This window comes from Cytobacillus oceanisediminis, from assembly GCF_004366035.1.
GTDB classification, from domain to species: domain Bacteria; phylum Bacillota; class Bacilli; order Bacillales; family Cytobacillaceae; genus Cytobacillus; species Cytobacillus oceanisediminis_C.
On record NZ_SOEE01000028.1, the window covers coordinates 1 to 17175 of the forward strand.

Consider the following 17175-nt stretch of genomic DNA (forward strand, 5'->3'; position numbering starts at 1 on the left):
AATGAAGTATTACAAAAAGCATATAAAGAAGCTGAAGATGCTGCTTCAAGATTAGCGCACCAGAGGCACTTAAAATAATGATGTGAATGGAGAAGAATACGAAAACAACAGGTATGGACCGTAAACTTCGTGAACTTTTAAAAATTGGGCTTCTCAAATAAATGGAAGTGCATATTGTATTAACATGCATACATCTGATGCTTAAAAAATGGTAAAAACGGAACAACCTTTATATTGCATGTGCTTCAAGAGAGCGCAAATTTTACACAGATGGTGAAAAGGTGGCTCTTGAGTCGACAGAGTAAGTAACTTTAATTCCGACAATACGTGTTCCAGAAGAGCTTGATCAACGAGTACGTGAGCACTATGACGAAAAACAGTATGTTGACCTTGTTCCAATAATTATTCACGCTAACACTTGGAATAGAATTTCTATTGCAATAGGGAATAAAGCAACTGAAACATAATAACTTTCAGCGAGCATCTGTTAGTGTTCGGTTAGGTTACACTTAATACTATTGTTTATCTTCAGCAAACGGGCGCGATTGTTGAATAAATCTTTTATTTAACCCACCTCCAATACAGGAAGGCGGCGTGCGTTTTGGAGGTATTTAACTTTTTGAAAATTGTAATTACTGTGACATTTTCTTATTGGGGGTGGTGTCAGCTTTGCTGGCACTCCTCATATTTATGTGTTTATAAGTATTTACGCTTCCATCTTAAAGGTGTTTTTCTTTGATCAAAAACAGTTATGCTACATTGATTAAACACACCAAAAGATCGAATCATCAACATAAGCTCAGTGGCTGGTGATGCAGAATCCTGTTAAAGCGAACTATGCAGCATCAAAAGCAGGCTAGGTTAACGAATTAGCAATCCGGAATATTACAGTCAATTCGCTTTCTCATGGGTTTATTGAAGCTGACATTACTTATTTATCAATAAAATGAACATGGAGAGAAGAAACTATGAGTTGATTCCGTTCAGGCAGGCAGGAGCGCCGCAAGGTATTTTTTTTGCATGGATGTGAAGCGTCACCGAGCACTAAACCGATGACTGTCAATCGCATACCTTGTTGGCCGGACACCAATTGTGAAACTAAACCGTTTAGCTGCATCCAGTTCCAACAGATTATCGGGGAAGCAGTAGCAAAAGTCAGCGGAGACAAAATACATAGCCGGCTAAACGATTCATGTCGGTATTGAAATGAATATCTGAGTAAAAATAAGGAGTGACATAATGAGAGAAACGGTAGAGAGAAATGGAAAAAGTATGACCCTGATTGATTTGAGTGATAAGTTAAAAAATAGTACGTCAGAATTCGAGCCGAGTCCTCATAAAATCAAATACTCCTCTCACAAACAAGCAGTAAGAACTACTAAGAAGTTTTTAGGGATTGGGGAGGAGTATTGGCCAGAAGGAGAGGGGTGGGCGGTAGAAGATGTTGAGCTTTCGACTCACAGTGGTACTCATATTGATGCACCTTATCATTATGGGTCGACTATGGAAAGTGGAGAACCAGCACGAACAATTGATGAGGTACCACTTTCTTGGTGTTATGGAGATGGTGTTGTACTGAGTATGACTCATAAGCAGGCAGGAGAAGCCATAACAATTGATGATTTACAAGTTGAACTTACCCGAATTGAATATAAGCTGAAACCTTATGATATTGTATTGATTCGCACAGATGCTTCGAAGTATTTTGAAAATAAAGGCTATGAATTCCAACATCCTGGTTTGATTCGTTCGTCGACTGAATGGTTAGTGAATCATGGAGTAAAAATGATAGGAATCGATGCTTGGGGGTTAGATAGACCCTTTAACGTATTAGCAAAAGAAGCATTGGAGGGGCAAACTCAGTTTTGGGAAGCTCACTTGCTTGGACGAGAAAAAGAATACTTGCAGATCGAAAAACTAACCAATTTGGATCAGCTACCCAAACCATACGGGTTTAAGGTTTCAGCCTTTCCAGTCAACATCGAAAAGGCAAGTGCTGGTTGGGCTCGGGTTGTAGCTATACTGGAAGATTAAAATAAATTCACTGGGTATTGTCAACGGCCCAAATTTCTTATCAGGCATAGTGACAAGGTAGATGATCAAGTCCGCAAGACCATCACTTTATTAGAAATCGAATTCCAACCGATGCTTGGATTAAAGTCCTTATGGACTGCTAAACGAATTATTTCGCGGATAGCGGCTATGCACATGATCAAAAAAGGACCCACTCTTCAAAGAGAGATGTTTGACCAAAATCAAAAAGAATTCATCTTTCAACTGTTGGGACTAGTTACTTAGGACCGGGGGTCACTAGAAATCCTTTGCTTTTTTATATTTTATTCAAGTATTTGCACCTGAACCCTTTTTATTAGGAATTACACGAGGAGTAAAGAAGAAAATATATACCTATAAATATTAGAGGCTGGCGCAAAAGGTCGTTAAATGACGACTCTTTTGGGGTATTTTTTATTTTCCCTTTATTTTGTATTTCTAATAACTGGATTGAGATCCCTTTTTGGAAAGGTTCAACTTCATTTCCTTTGTCTATATCTTCTTCTTCAGTAGATAAAAATTCCTGTGGGAGGCATTGTAAATCGTGGGGTACAGACGGTTACAGATATCCGAAATTAGACTTGGTGCAGAGGGCTCTTCGTGATGTAAAGAGCGCGTGAACTTGGCGAACCAGGAGTCGAACACTTGGCCACTGTGGACTATCTTATTCAATCAAATGGAGTTGACACTACAAAAAAAAATTGTTAAGATAGCACTGGTAAAATGGAGTGAACACTACAAAAAATACAAAGGAGTGAAATAATGGTATTAAAAGTGTAATTGATTCAAGAGAAGGAAATGTTTGTCACCAACGCACCTGAGGATGTACAAGTGCAGCTTTTTGGACATGTTAAGGAACAATAGCAGTCCGAGAGATCTGAAAAAAGTTTACATAATAATAATGGTTGATTTGAAAATATTTTGAATACAAAGGTAATGGATATCTTTGTAGATTGGTATTTACACTTATACAAAAGTCTCGTTTCTCTTATATTAAAACCAACAAACTAAGGTGGAAATGACCTAGACAAATAGAAGAGCGGAAACTATCATAAGCCGAAATGGAAGTGACGAATGATACTTCTATTTTGGCTTTTTGCATTTAAATATCTAGTATGGAGAATGAATAATACCTATGCCTATACATAAAAAAAGGACTGATAGAAAAAAATGAACAGTTCTACATTTTCATTTAAAGAAAAAAGACAATTATTATTAAAGTATTTAGAGGTAAATCCTCTCCACTATAAATCTATTATTGATTGCACTCCTGATATCGTTTTTGTGATCGACATAGAGGGCCAAATTATCAAACCAAATCGAGCATTTGAGAAATTATCCGGATACAGTAGTGAAGAATTAACCCAAATGACCTTACAAAAATTAATGGGGTCCAAACATGCTGATAAATCTTTACATCACTTTGAGCTTGCACTTAAAGGAAGTATACAGAACTTTGATTGTTCGATTTTTCATAGTAATCAAAATCGTGTTGATCTTAAGTTCACTCTCTTTCCAGTTGTCGTCGGAAGTGAGATCTTAGGTGTTTACGGAGTTGCTAAAGATATCACAGAAATCAAGCATACGAGGAGAAAGTTAGATGAAAAAGAATTTCTCTATCAACTGCTGAAAAATAATTCCTTGGGCATGATTACCACCACAGGTTTAGATGGGGATTTTATCTATATTTCTCCTGCTTTCCTCCAGATCCTTGGATATACTCCAGATGAATTACTTGGAACAACAAGTTTCGGTTTGATACATAGTGAGGATTTAGAAAAAGCAAGAAGTAACCTAACAAATGTGCTTAAAAAAAAAGAAATCGGTGTTGATACTTATCGAGTCCGGAAAAAGAATGGAGGTTACATTTGGGTTGAGTGCCTATGTAAGCCGCTAATTGATTTTAATACGAATCATGTAAAAGAAATCATTAGCGTAATAAGGGATATTTCGGACAGAAAAAAAGCCGAAGAAGATATAAGAAACAGTGAGGCACGCTATCGAAATATAATCGAACACACTCCCGACGCTATTATTGTTGTAAAGGATTCTATTATTGTCTTTAGCAATGACTCAAGCTTAGAACTTTTAGGTGCCGCAACCAAAGAAGAATTACAGAATAAAAGTATTTTTGACTTTTTACATAAAGAATATATAACCTCAGCTCAAAGAAGAATTCATCAAGTAATGAATGGACAAACGGTTGACTTTAAGGATTACAAAATTTATCGAATGGATGGGAGTATTTTGGAGGTGGAGGTCAAACCGGTATCAACTGTTTTTCAAAATGAGCCAGCAATTCACCTGTTTATTCGAGATATTTCCAAAAGAATACAAACACAACAGTTACTACTCCAATCGGAAAAGTTAACAGTAGCTGGGCAGCTTGCAGCAGGAATTGCTCATGAGATTCGGAACCCACTTACTGCAATTAAAGGGTTTTTACAACTTATGGAAGCGAAGCTTACCGATGATAAGACATATTTTGATATTATTACTTCTGAAATGGATAGAATTGAAATCATATTATCTGAGCTTTTGACTCTTGCTAAACCACAGGATATGAAATTTGTCAAAAGTGACATTGAACAAATACTTGAAAGTGTTAAAACTCTTATAGATACACAAGCACTTATGAACAATATCGAAATCATAACATTATATGAAACGAATATTTTCTCCATTTTTTGTGATGAAAATCAATTAAAGCAAGTGTTTATTAACTTCCTGAAGAATTCTATCGAAGCAATGCCAGACGGTGGAAAAATCACCATTGAATTACGGAGTCATGGGATTGATAAGTTAAAGTTGTTGTTTATTGATGAGGGTAGTGGAATTCCAGACCATATATTAAATCGCATTTACGAACCTTTTTTCACCACAAAAGAGACAGGCACCGGACTTGGGTTAATGATCTCGAAACAAATCATAGAAAATCATAATGGGACCCTTCAGATCAGGAGTGATAAAAAAGGAACAATAGTTGAAGTAATTTTGCCAATATTTTAATTTTTTGATACAAGACTGTTGCTAAACATATCTTAGAAAAAGGGACCTTCCTAGACGATTGTTCCTTTTCTTAAATCGCTATATTTTTTACTTGTCCCCGTTTAAAGTATTAGAAGCTCTGGCACCTGAAAGAATCGATTCAGGATCAGTAAGTCACCTGGAGGCACACCTTTAGCAGCAAAGCATTGAAAAATGGTGGAGATTGGAATTCTAATAACTACCTACAGTAAATTGAGGAGCTACTGCACTATATAGAAGATAACTTACCAACAAGATCATCCATTTTATGGATTAAAGGCTACACCAATAGTTCAGTCAAGCCAGATACATGGTTATTAAGTATCGGAGGAAGTAGTGTTCAAATTGCTACTAAAAAAGGCTACCTTTAATTATGCTCACTTCTATAGGAGGTTCATCAACTATACAAGCATATAGATAACTTTGTACCTTCAATTTATCATAAAGAACCAATTGCAGATATCGATGTTCTAATTAACACTATTCTATCATGTGACATAAATGATGAGATGAGTGGATGTGCCTGTAAGATATCAGCTTTTGTAAGTCCGATAAACTATTCATTATAAGGGAGGGTAATGCTCGTAAATGCAAATGTCCGACTTTCCAAATTTGTATATAGGATAGATCAACAGGTTGAAAAGAACCTGAATCTTTTTTCCGCGTAAAGTTGAATCAACATCATAAAAGTTGCTATCCAAATCATTACAGCCTTTTTATGTACTGTACACTCTTCTTCCCCTGTGAAGTAAGGGGGGGCTGCTAACAACTTGAAAAAATATATAAACGAAACCGTGGAGATCCCTGATTAAACGGAAATGATTAACAGGATTTTTTGTCATATTGACAGAGATCCTGTTTTTTTATGTTCTACTGTAAGCTGTTGTTTCGAAGAAAAGTGTGTAATTTTATTAAAGTATTTCGTTTCGCGAAAAAAAGCCAGAAAAGTTATCGAAATTAATTGAAAATTATTAAAAATATGCTATATTATAGTTAATTAATTCAAAATTTAGAATATTGGTTCTATTATCGAACCAAAAGGAAGTGGATAGATGAGTTCAAAGACAGTTAGTAAGGCATTAAGTATTTTGGATGTGTTTACGCCCGATCGTCCAGCTTGGGGATTGCGAGATATTGCTAGGGAACTAGAAATGAGCCATACGATTGTTCACCGGCTTTTGAAGACGTTTGAAGAAGAGGGGTATATTTTTCAGAACCCAGAAACGCATAAATATGAGCTGGGAATTAAGTTTATTCAACTTAGCAATACAGTCGAGGAGCGACTAAGGATATCAGATTTAATCAATCCGATAATGAAGAATATTTCGGTAGAAACCGGAGAAAGTGTTGTTTTTACGGTGATTGATAATGAGGAAGGACTGTTCGTCAAGATTGTCGAGAGTGAGCATCAGGTCAGGTTTGCAGAGTCCGTTGGGAAAAGGGGACCACTTTATATCGGTGCCTCTCACAAGGTGATTCTTGCCCACCTTCCAGACGAAGTACAGAACAGGATCATTAATCAAGGGATTTTGGACAATGCGCCACAACTCGTATCGAAGAAACCATTCCTTGAAACAATGGAGTTCATTCGTCAGCAAGGTTGGTTTTACACAGCCGGCGAAACGCTTAACGACGCTGCCGCTATTTCCGTTCCGGTGTTTGATCCGAAAAAAAATGTTCTTGGCTCGATTTCGGTGGCTGGACCTAGTTACCGGTTTACAAAAGAACAAGCTGAAAAGGTGCTGCCGGTTTTAAACGATTATATCGATAAGATTGATAACATCTTTAGCAAAGTATTTTTCCCATCTAGGAGAGACTATCTTCTTAAAAATATAACCTAGCAAAGAGGAGGATGTTGCATGAGCAACAAGATTCTCGAAGTGAAAAATCTGGTTACTGGCTATCAAGGGAAGGACGGTTTCGTGAAAGCGGTCGACGGGGTATCCTTCGATCTCGAAAAAGGGGAAACGATCTGCATTGTCGGAGAATCTGGCAGCGGGAAGAGTGTTACATCGATGAGCATTATGCGCCTCGTTGAATTTGAAAACGGGAAGATTCTTGACGGCCAAATCCTTTTTTGCGGGGAAGAGTTATCGAAGAAAAGCAATGAAGAGATGAGGCAGATACGCGGTTCTAAGATATCGATGATATTCCAGGAACCTCTAACAGCTCTTAATCCCGTATTTACCATTGGTAAGCAAATCACGGAGGCGATTTTATTTCATCGTTCGACGGGTAAAAAAGAGGCCTGGCAACGGGCGGAGGAGCTTGTCCGGCTGGTCGGGATCTCGGATCCCAAGCAGCGGTTAAAGCAATATCCCCATGAGCTATCAGGGGGAATGAGGCAGAGGGTCATGATTGCAATCGCGTTGGCCTCGGAGCCCGATCTTTTGATTGCCGACGAACCGACGACTGCCCTCGATGTAACTATTGAAGCACAGATTTTGGAGCTATTACGTTCGCTAAGGGAAGAACGGGGCATGTCGATCATGCTGATCACCCATGATATTGGCGTCGCAGCTGAAATGGCGAAGCGAATCATCATCATGTATGCGGGGAAAGTCATGGAGGTTGCCGAAACGAAGGATCTTTTTGACCAGCCATTACATCCGTATTCGAAAGGATTATTGGAGTCAGTACCACGAATGGCTGGCGAACGCGGCGTTCCACTGAAATCTATCATAGGATCCATCCCGAGGCTGAATGAGGTACCTCCAGGTTGCCGGTTTTCTCCGAGATGTCCGTTTGCTACCAAGAAATGTAATCAACAAGAACCGGCATTGGAAACAAGAGGGACTAGGCAAGTTGCCTGCTGGCATGTAGATGAACTGATTGAAAAAGATCTGTTAGCGATTAACACAGAGGGAGGTGTACCGATTGAATCCTAATCAACCTTCTAAAGAACCACTATTGAAGATCGAGAATTTAAAGAAACATTTCACGGTTAAAAGCGGTGGTTATTTTAACAAGAAGAAGAAGGTCATCAAAGCGGTGGATGACGTCTCGTTTACGATTTACAAAGGGGAGACGTTAGGATTGGTTGGTGAGTCCGGCTGTGGGAAATCGACTTTAGGCAGGAACATTTTGCGACTCCAGGAGCCTTCCGGTGGAAAAGTTTATTTTAACGATAGGAATATTTTAACATATAAAAATCGTGAACTGCGAAAGCTTCGTAAACAGATGCAGATTATATATCAAGATCCTTTCAGTTCGTTGAATCCACGCTTTACCATCGGTCAAGTCATTGGAGAAATGTATGACATCCACGGATTTGCCAAAGGGGCGGAGAAAGAGAATCGGGTAAAGGAAATGCTTGAGCTGGTTGGTTTAGACCCAAGTCGAAACACAAGTTTCCCTCACGAATTTTCGGGAGGGCAGCGGCAGCGGGTTGGAATTGCCAGGGCACTTGCCCTGAATCCCGAATTTATCGTGGCCGACGAACCGGTTTCCGCACTGGACGTATCGGTTCAATCCCAAGTACTAAATTTACTGATGAAACTGAAAAAGGATCTTGGACTGACAATGTTGTTTATTGCTCACGGACTCAATGTGGTCAGACACATTTCCGACCGAGTAGGTGTCATGTATTTGGGTAAAATCGTTGAATTATCTGAAACAGACAATATATTCGATTCACCTGCCCATCCTTATACAGCTGCCTTGTTATCAACAGTTCCAGAAGTGGATCCAAGGTTAAAGAAAGAACGAATTATTTTAAAAGGCGAAGTTCCATCACCAGCATCACCGCCATCAGGATGTACCTTCCGAACGCGCTGCCCGCTGGCAAAGGAACGATGCAAAGCGGAGGTCCCAGGATTAACAGAAGTCCGAACTAACCATTTTGTCTCTTGCCATTATCCGCTTGAGGATGGACAAACCCTTAAAGAAGTGATTGTCTCCAGAGGATCTGTAAATAGTTAAGGTTTCTATTAAAAATTTAAATAAAAGGAGTTTTGAAAAATGACAAAAGTAATCAAGCAAGGAAACAAGAAAATCTATGATGGCTACAAATCTTTCCAGTATTTAGATGAGGGTGAAGATTACAAAGAGTACAAGCTTTCCAAAGAAAACGACCGTGTGGAGCCTTATGTTTATCCGGTGTCAGAGGATCAGGAAGAACTCGTGCAAACGATTTTAGAAGAAGACAACATCATTAGCATGCATGAGCATACTTTTGTTATGCCAGAGAATCTAAATGAATTTTACGAGTTTAGAAGACAAGGCCGTGATTGGACTGGCTTTGAAGCACTAAGTCAATCCGGTTTGGATGTTATTTTTGAGAACTTCATGGATGGAACAGCGATGGTCACCTCACAAGCTGGATGGAAATGGTCCGATGTCATTCATGACCTTGGAATCCGTTTCAGTGATATTGCTCACCAGGATATGGTAATTAAAGCAGAACGAATTGCGGACCTTTACCGTGCAAAGAAGGAAGGGAAAATTGCCTTTGTCGCGGCATTAGAATCTTGCACGATGATTGAAAACGAACTCGACCGCTTAGACATCCTCTATGGATTTGGAGTTCGTACAATGGGAATTGTTTATTCCGAAGCGAACCAATTAGGTTCTGGTTTAAGAGAGACAAGAGATGGCGGTTTAACGGTATTTGGAAAACAAGCCGTGCGTCGGATGAATAAACTGGGCATTACCATCGACGTCTCTCATTCTAGCGATCTGACATCCTTGGATACGATTGAACACAGTGATAAGCCGGTTACGATTAACCATTCTGGGGCTCGTGCATTATGGAATTCGAATCGCCTAAAGCCAGACACCGTTCTGAAGGCTTGTGCGGAAAAAGGTGGAGTGATAGCGATTGAAGCAGCACCACATACCACGATTACACGAACTAACCTAACCCATTCGATCGAATCATTCATGGAGCATTTTGAATATGTAGCGAATTATGCGGGAATTGACCATGTTGCCTTCGGTCCAGATACTCTGTTCGGTGATCATGTCAGTATCCACGAATTATTAACGAAACAACTTTCCATTAAGAGCTCGCATGGCGGCAACTCCTTCCCGAAAGTGAAATGGGTAGAAGGACTTGAAAATCCGGCGGAATGTTTGCCGAATATCATTCGCTGGTTAGTAAAAAAAGGTTACAGCCGTGAAGATATCCGCAAAGTTGTTGGCGGTAACATTCTACGTGTATTAGAAGCAACGTGGGCAAAGTAATAAATTTGAGAGGAACGATAAAAATGAAGTCTAAAAAGTTGAAAATACTTAGTTTGTTTTTACTTTCCTTTGTTCTTCTTTTTTCTGGCTGTAACTACGGAGGTGGTAGCAGCTCCACCACCTCCTCAGGTGAAGGCTCGGAAGAAACCACCAACGGGCCGAGAAAAGGAGGAAAGGTTACTATTCCAATTGTCGCTGATCCAACCTTTAACCCTTGGCATCCAATTGCCTATGCAGAATCAAATGTCATTAACCGGGTTATTTTCTCAGGGTTAACACAGCCAGGGAAAGATTTATTACCTGCTCCAGACCTAGCTAAAGATTGGTCTACTTCTGAAGATGGATTGGAATGGACATTTATTCTAAGAGACGATGTAAAATGGCATGACGGTGAGAAGTTCACCGCAGAAGACGTTGCCTTTACATTTAATGAAGTCGCCTTGAACAAAGAACTAGGTGCGAATAACTCCTCATATTTTCAAAAGTTGAAAGAGGTTCAAGTTGTTGACGACTACACTGTCAAATTTATTTTGGAATCTCCAGTCGCGGCGTTACCAGCATATTTAAGCTTTAACACCGAGATCATTCCGAAACATATTTTTGAAGGACAAGATCCATGGGAGCTTACTTCCTTTAACAAGCAAAAACCGGTAGGTACTGGTTCATTCAAGATCAAGAGCTATACTTCCGGACAAAGTGTCGTGTTAGAACGTAATGATGATTACTATGGTGAAAAAGCATACTTAGACGAAGTTGAATACAAAGTGCTAGCCGACGCAAATACTCACGTAGCACAGCTTCTAAGTGGTGAGCTATCCATTTTTGCCCTAGATGATCTTGCTGCGATTGACCGAATTAAAAATGCTGAGGGTGTTGAGGTAGTTGCAAGGGATACCACACGATTCTTCTGGATCATTTTGAATCAGCAATTGGAACAATTCCAAGACGTAAAGGTTAGGCAAGCCGTTCTTCACGCGATCGACCGTCAAAATATCATTGATACTGTGTTAAAGGGATACGGAACCATTGCCGACACAGGGATCGCTCCAGCGTTGAAAGAGTACTATACCGATGATGTAAAGAGATATGAATACGATCCTGAACAGGCAAAGAAACTTCTGGCGGAAGCAGGCTTAAAAGATACGAATGGTGATGGATTGCTCGATAAGGATGGCAAGAAGTTTACGATTGATTTCAAGATTGGAATACAAGGAGATATAGAGGCCGTGTCACAAATGGTGCAGCAATACTTGAAGGCAGTAGGTCTTGATGTCAAACTCAATACGATGGAATGGAATGCGATGATCCAGGATGTCGTTGTCAAGCGTAATTACGAAATGAGCTTGAACTGGTGGAGATATCCTTCCGATCCCGATCTATCGGCTTACATGCATTCTGCCAACGTGAAAGGAAATAATATTCCAGCTTATCAGAACTCAGAGTTGGATAAGTTGTTAGATGCCGGGGCACAGGAAAGCGACGTGGAGAAGCGTAAAGAAATATACCTGGAAGCTCAAAAGATGATGGCTGAACAACTTCCATATATCTTCCTATGGTATCCGCAAGAGGCACAGGTCCGTGTGGAAAAGCTAAAGGGTGTTCCGGATTTGGCATTTGGAGATGCCCTCCATTATATCAACGAGTGGTATATCGAGGAATAAACTTATCTGATGGAAGTGTACATAGCGGTACACTTCCATTCCTAATAAGGAGAGAGGAGGAGACGATGTGCTTAGATTTATGATCAACCGCGCTGGACAAAGTGCCATTTTATTACTGATTGTTACCCTCATCACCTTTTTTCTAGTGAATCTGGCTCCAGGCGGCCCGTCCAGTACGATGAGGATGGAAGCCACTGAAGAAGAACGCCAGGCAATTGTTGAAAAATTAGGATTAGATCAACCGGTACACATTCGTTATGTCGAGTGGTTAAAAAATGGACTCCATGGTGATTTTGGGACCTCTTTTACATCTAGTGAGCCGGTCATCCAACGTATCATGGAGCGTCTTCCTTACACAATCGAACTAACGATTTTTACCATTGTTATATCTGTCATTCTAGGAATCTTCTTTGGCGTTATTTCTGCGGTTAAGCGGGGAAAGGTCGGAGACCATGTCATCAATTTTGTGAGTGTTATTGGTTTGTCCGTTCCAGCTTTTTGGCTCGGACTTATGTTGATTTTACTGTTTTCAATTACGTTCAAATGGCTGCCATCATCAGGGGTGGGCCCTCGTGGAGAAGATTTTGAACTATGGGGTTGGATTTCACATTTGATTATGCCTGTCCTAATTTTAACCACAACGGTACTACCTCATATCGTCCGCTTCACTCGTTCGTCAATGTTAGAAGTAACGTCTCAGAATTACATCCGAACAGCAAGGGCCAAAGGAGCGAAGGAGTCAGTTGTGTTATATGTTCATGCCTTAAGGAATGCATTGATCCCGATTATCACGATTATTGGCATGCTGATCCCACGCCTGCTAAGTGGAGCCGTCATCACCGAAGCTATTTTTGGATGGACTGGCATTGGTACGTTAATTATTGAAGCAGCTCGGGGAAGGGATTATCCGCTCGTTATGGGGATAACCGTGATGATCACGCTAGTCGTGGTTTTTTGTAATTTAATTGTCGATTTTCTCTATTCTAGGGTTGACCCAAGAGTGAAGAACGTATAAGAGGTGAGCAGGATGGAAGTTTCAACTCAATCAACCATTCAAGCTGATGTGAAGACACAGGTGAAAAATAAGAAATCTACATTATTAAGCCGCTTGCGTGAAAATAGAGTCACTTATTTATCGCTTTGGTTCCTGGTTCTGATTCATATAGTTGTATTCTTGGGACCATTCCTTTGGACCGTTAATCCTGAAGATCTTCAGCAGGCAGGTGCTTTAGCAGGCTGGTCCTTGCAGCATCCATTTGGTACGGACGACCTCGGCCGCGATGTGTTTGCAAGAATGCTCACTGGAGGTCGGGTTACATTGGTTGTCGGTTTAGGGGCAATGTTGTGTTCTCTTTTGATTGGTACGGTGATCGGGGCATGTGCCGGCTTTATGGGGAAGGTCGTAGAAGCTGTATTAATGAGGCTAACGGAAGCGATGATGGCAATCCCAACATTTTTCTTTGTGCTGGTAGCCCTCACTGTAATTGGAACAAGCCCATTGATGGTGGTACTGGTCATTGCTTTTTCTAGCTGGATGGAAATTGCCAGGGTCGTGTATGGCGAAACGTTGAAATGGAAGCAATATGAATTTGTTGAAGCGGCAAATGCTTCTGGGGCGACACCATTTCGGATTTTGACCCGATATATTATCCCACAAATCATTCCTTCCATTATCGTGGCGGGTACGTTAACGATTGCGGGAGCAATTTTAACAGAAAGTGCAATTAGTTATCTCGGATTGGGGATTCAGCCTCCGACTGCAACTTGGGGGAATATGCTACAAAATTCCCAACAATACATCTGGACAGCACCAATCCTTGGAGTCCTTCCAGGTATTGCGATAACGGTGGTTGTGCTGGCTTATAACTTTTTAGGCGATGGCCTACGTGACGCCTTAGATCCAAAGTTTGTTAAGAAGTGATGTTATTATTAAGGGGTGTATAGGAGAATGTTTATTACCGTTAATGATAATGAATTATATTACGAGATTCACGGAAATCCTGAAGGGGAAACGATATTTTTTATTCATGGGGCGCCAGGATTAGGGGATTGCCGCGGCGACATCAAGGCCTTTTCTGAGATGGGCGACCAATATCGGCTTGTGTTCATGGACATGAGAGGTTCTGGCCGTTCGGAGGGAAAACCGCCATTTACCCATGAACAATGGACTGCGGATATCGAAGAAATAAGAAAGCAGCTAGTTGGGGGTCCCATTAAGATTTTGGGCGGCTCTTATGGTGGGTTTTTAACATTGGAGTATGTGCTTAGGTATCCGGACAATGTAACTCATGTGTTATTACGTGACACTTCGGCGGATAATACGTTTGACCATTTATCGATTGATCAAGCGTTGGAGAGTGATTTGCCTGGCATTACGGAGGAGGGGATCCATCGATTATTCGACGGTCTGGTACAATCCGATGAAGAGCTCAAGGAAATGTTCTCTGCGATTCAGCCGTTATACACAGTGAAATATGACGAAGAAGCGGTGAATGCTCGATTGGAATCGATTTATTATCGCTATGAAACTCACAATTATGCGTTCCGATACAATAAGCCTAACTTTAATGTTGTTCCTGCTTTGCATAAGATTTCAGTGCCGATGCTGGTGACCGTCGGAAGGCATGACTGGATTACGCCGGTTGTCTGTTCAGAGGTGATTTCAGAGCATGTGCCTAATTCCAAGCTAGTCATTTTTGAAAACAGCGGCCATTCACCGCAGCATGAGGAAAACGAAACATATTTACGAACAGTACGAGATTTTTTAGCTTAATACTTTCAGACAAGGCTCACTAACTTCTTTTTAAATGAAATAAATGCATTTGTTTTAGGAGAATGGAATGTGCTATTTTTTTGAAATGAGAAGTGTACTCTCTCTGGCTGAAAATGGGTGTGGTCGTTTTTGGGTAAGAAAAACCAAAACAGCGAAATTAAAAGAGGATGGGTAATGAGAGAGACAATTCTTATAAAAATGGGGTAGCGGGTTTCACAGTTCCGAAAAAAATGAATGCGGTTATCAACGAGAATACGGCGGCCTAGAAGCAGGTTTAGGCATTCGTGGAATAATATCATCGTCGGTTCAATCTGGGGCAAAGTAATCTGCCAATCTTTTATCGTTATTCCTGCATCTGTTAATTGGTGAGACTCATTAAGTATTAGTATTCGGTACAATGCTTTAAGTGATTTACGTAGCAAAAGCCCCTCTCCAGAAGGGCTTTTACTATTATTTATCAGTGTTAGCTACTTTTCACCGCATCTTTTAACACTTTACTTGGAGAAAATTTTGGTACTTTACTTTCTGCAATTTCAATTTCTTCACCAGTTTGTGGATTACGGCCTTTGCGAGCAGATCTTTCACGAACCTCAAAGTTGCCAAATCCTAAAAATTTGGTTTTTTTCCTTCCTTTAATCCATTAGTAATTGTTTCAAATACTGCATCAACAGCTTTTGAAGCATCCTTTATGGAAAGCTCACTACGTTCAGCAACTGCATTGACAAGTTCTGTTTTATTCATTTTGGTCACCTCTAGAAAAACTTTATTAGAATTTCTCTTGCAATCTAAGTAATAGCATATATGCATGTTTATTTTCAAGAAAAATAATCTCTTCTATTTTACTACTTTCCCAGCTTCAGTAGAAACCTTCCGCGAAGCAGCTGAGCCAGACATCGAGTGTGGTAAAGAAGTGGTCGGGAATGACATTGAAGGCCTCACCATAAATGATCTCTCCGATTACATCAATTTCTATGCCAACATACCATGCAACAGCTGGGGTTCGGAAAACGCCGGGTATTTCCTGAGGTTCCGACCAATAATTTATTAAAATGGATAAAAGCGTATGATCGTTGCATGGGCCATAAAGAGTTCCCGTTCTTCCATCATTTCAGCAAAATTGCGAAAACTAAGATTGTCCACGGCATCTCAAGGTAAAAAATAATATCAGGTTGATAATGTTCCACATAAAGACATTCTATTTTCCATACTGATCATATCCTTTTTTAGAGTACTAATATCAGTATTTCCACGTTTTAATGCTTGCAATTTTCTTGAAATTCATGCACCAGAACCAATTTGTCTACTAAACTGTAAGTTTATATAAAAAAGGAGCCCGTTAAGCACTAATTAACGAGGCTCCTTTCTAATGTAAGGGAGTTAAATTAGAGAATGTATCCTTTTGGGCGTGATTGAAGAATTTTATAAAATTTATTAAATTGTAAGACTTATTTAATACTTTGTATATTTTGAAGAAAGATTTAAGTAGTAAGATAAATAGCGAATCGAAATTATTGAACAAAGGAGATTTTGAAATGAAAAATTGGAGATTTTTATTAATTGCGGTGACAATGGTAGGAGTATTATTCTTAGCTGCTTGTGGGAATACAGACGAAGATATCTCAACCACAGGCAATATGAACAAAGATGAAATGAGCGATGATATGGAAACTGAAGAAGGCATGAATGAGGAAAGTGATATGGAAAATGAAGAAATGATGGAAAATGAAGAAATGATGGAAAATGAAGAAATGATGGAAGATGGAATGAAGAGCGAAGAAACGAAGGATGGAATGTAATCTGACAATTATTACATTGACAGAAGAGAATGATAAAATATAGGTAAAATGAATAAAGGAATGAAACGTACTTGAAAAAACGCATCTTACTTGTAGATGATGAACCTTCCATTTTAGATGTATGCAGTAGATATTTGGAACGGGAAGGCTATTTGGTTGTAACTGCTAATAATGGAGAGGAGGCTCTTCAGCTTTGGCGTGAAAATAGGTTTCACGTGATTATCTTAGATTTAATGATGCCTTATGTAGACGGGTGGAAGGTGTGTGAAAAAATTCGTCAAAGTGATGATATTCCCATTGTGTTTTTAACAGCTAAAGGTGAGGAATATGATCGGCTAATCGGGTTGACTATCGGGGCGAATGATTATATAACAAAACCTTTTAATCCTAGAGAATTAGTGTTAAGGATAAATGCAATTTGTCGATTATTAGAGTACAGTAAAAGCCCTAAACATAAGAAAGATGATCAAATGATCCTTAAAGCAAATTCAATAACAATTCATGCTGCAAATAGAGAAGTGTTTCTTTTAGGGAAGAGAATCGAATTAACAATGAAGGAATTCGATTTGCTTAATCTGCTTGCTTCACATCCGAAGCAAGTATTCTCTCGTTCTCAGCTTTTATATAAGGTATGGCAAACAGAATTTGATGTTGATACGACAACTGTTACGGTGCATATACG

General features: G+C 39.7%; 12 protein-coding genes and 2 pseudogenes. 13 read left to right on the forward strand and 1 reads right to left on the reverse strand.

Annotated features, from left to right (window positions below; all coding sequences use genetic code 11):
- Positions 1-86: 86 nt before the first annotated feature.
- The 11 genes and pseudogenes from DFO72_RS30255 to DFO72_RS28200 all read left to right on the forward strand — a co-directional run bounded on the left by DFO72_RS30255 (position 87) and on the right by DFO72_RS28200 (position 14697).
- Positions 87-467: pseudogene (locus DFO72_RS30255) on the forward strand (carboxymuconolactone decarboxylase family protein).
- Between the two features lie 772 nt (positions 468-1239).
- The gene (locus DFO72_RS28155) at positions 1240-2034 is read left to right on the forward strand and encodes a cyclase family protein (protein ID WP_243856305.1); all 795 of its coding nucleotides are present in this window, start codon (positions 1240-1242) and stop codon (positions 2032-2034) included.
- A 1188-nt stretch (positions 2035-3222) separates the two neighbouring features.
- On the forward strand, positions 3223-5061 hold the full coding sequence (locus DFO72_RS28160; RefSeq protein WP_113885702.1) for a PAS domain-containing sensor histidine kinase: 1839 nt from the start codon (positions 3223-3225) through the stop codon (positions 5059-5061).
- A gap of 1070 nt (positions 5062-6131) precedes the next feature.
- Positions 6132-6920 carry an IclR family transcriptional regulator gene (locus DFO72_RS28165; RefSeq protein ID WP_113885701.1) on the forward strand — a complete coding sequence of 263 codons (789 nt, stop codon included), beginning with the start codon at positions 6132-6134 and terminating at the stop codon, positions 6918-6920.
- An 18-nt stretch (positions 6921-6938) separates the two neighbouring features.
- A complete protein-coding gene (locus tag DFO72_RS28170; RefSeq protein ID WP_113885700.1) occupies positions 6939-7967 on the forward strand; it encodes an ABC transporter ATP-binding protein in 1029 nt (342 codons plus the stop codon).
- Positions 7957-9000 (forward strand): ABC transporter ATP-binding protein, encoded by a 1044-nt coding sequence (locus DFO72_RS28175; protein WP_166672573.1) that lies wholly within the window; start codon positions 7957-7959, stop codon positions 8998-9000. Before DFO72_RS28170 ends, DFO72_RS28175 begins: the two co-directional genes overlap by 11 nt.
- Positions 9001-9039: 39 nt before the next feature.
- Positions 9040-10263 carry a dipeptidase gene (locus tag DFO72_RS28180; RefSeq protein WP_113885698.1) on the forward strand — a complete coding sequence of 408 codons (1224 nt, stop codon included), beginning with the start codon at positions 9040-9042 and terminating at the stop codon, positions 10261-10263.
- A 23-nt stretch (positions 10264-10286) separates the two neighbouring features.
- Positions 10287-11924 (forward strand): ABC transporter substrate-binding protein, encoded by a 1638-nt coding sequence (locus tag DFO72_RS28185; protein ID WP_113885697.1) that lies wholly within the window; start codon positions 10287-10289, stop codon positions 11922-11924.
- Between the two features lie 67 nt (positions 11925-11991).
- Complete coding sequence (locus DFO72_RS28190; RefSeq protein ID WP_113885696.1) at positions 11992-12939, forward strand: ABC transporter permease; 948 nt, start codon at positions 11992-11994, stop codon at positions 12937-12939.
- A gap of 12 nt (positions 12940-12951) precedes the next feature.
- Positions 12952-13845 carry an ABC transporter permease gene (locus DFO72_RS28195; protein WP_113885695.1) on the forward strand — a complete coding sequence of 298 codons (894 nt, stop codon included), beginning with the start codon at positions 12952-12954 and terminating at the stop codon, positions 13843-13845.
- A 27-nt stretch (positions 13846-13872) separates the two neighbouring features.
- Positions 13873-14697, forward strand: a complete 825-nt coding sequence (locus DFO72_RS28200; protein WP_113885694.1) for an alpha/beta fold hydrolase — start codon at positions 13873-13875, stop codon at positions 14695-14697.
- A 463-nt stretch (positions 14698-15160) separates the two neighbouring features.
- Here the strand turns inward: DFO72_RS28200 and DFO72_RS28205 are convergent.
- A pseudogene (locus tag DFO72_RS28205) lies at positions 15161-15438 on the reverse strand (HU family DNA-binding protein).
- Positions 15439-16229: 791 nt separating this feature from the next.
- Between DFO72_RS28205 and DFO72_RS28210 the strand changes: the two are divergent.
- Together DFO72_RS28210 and DFO72_RS28215 are read left to right on the forward strand one after the other, a co-directional pair.
- Entirely contained in the window at positions 16230-16493 is a 264-nt protein-coding gene (locus DFO72_RS28210; RefSeq protein WP_113885693.1) for a hypothetical protein, read from the forward strand.
- Positions 16494-16564: 71 nt separating this feature from the next.
- Positions 16565-17175, forward strand: a 611-nt coding sequence (locus DFO72_RS28215; RefSeq protein WP_134177329.1) for a response regulator transcription factor, incomplete at its 3' end; no start/stop codon positions are given.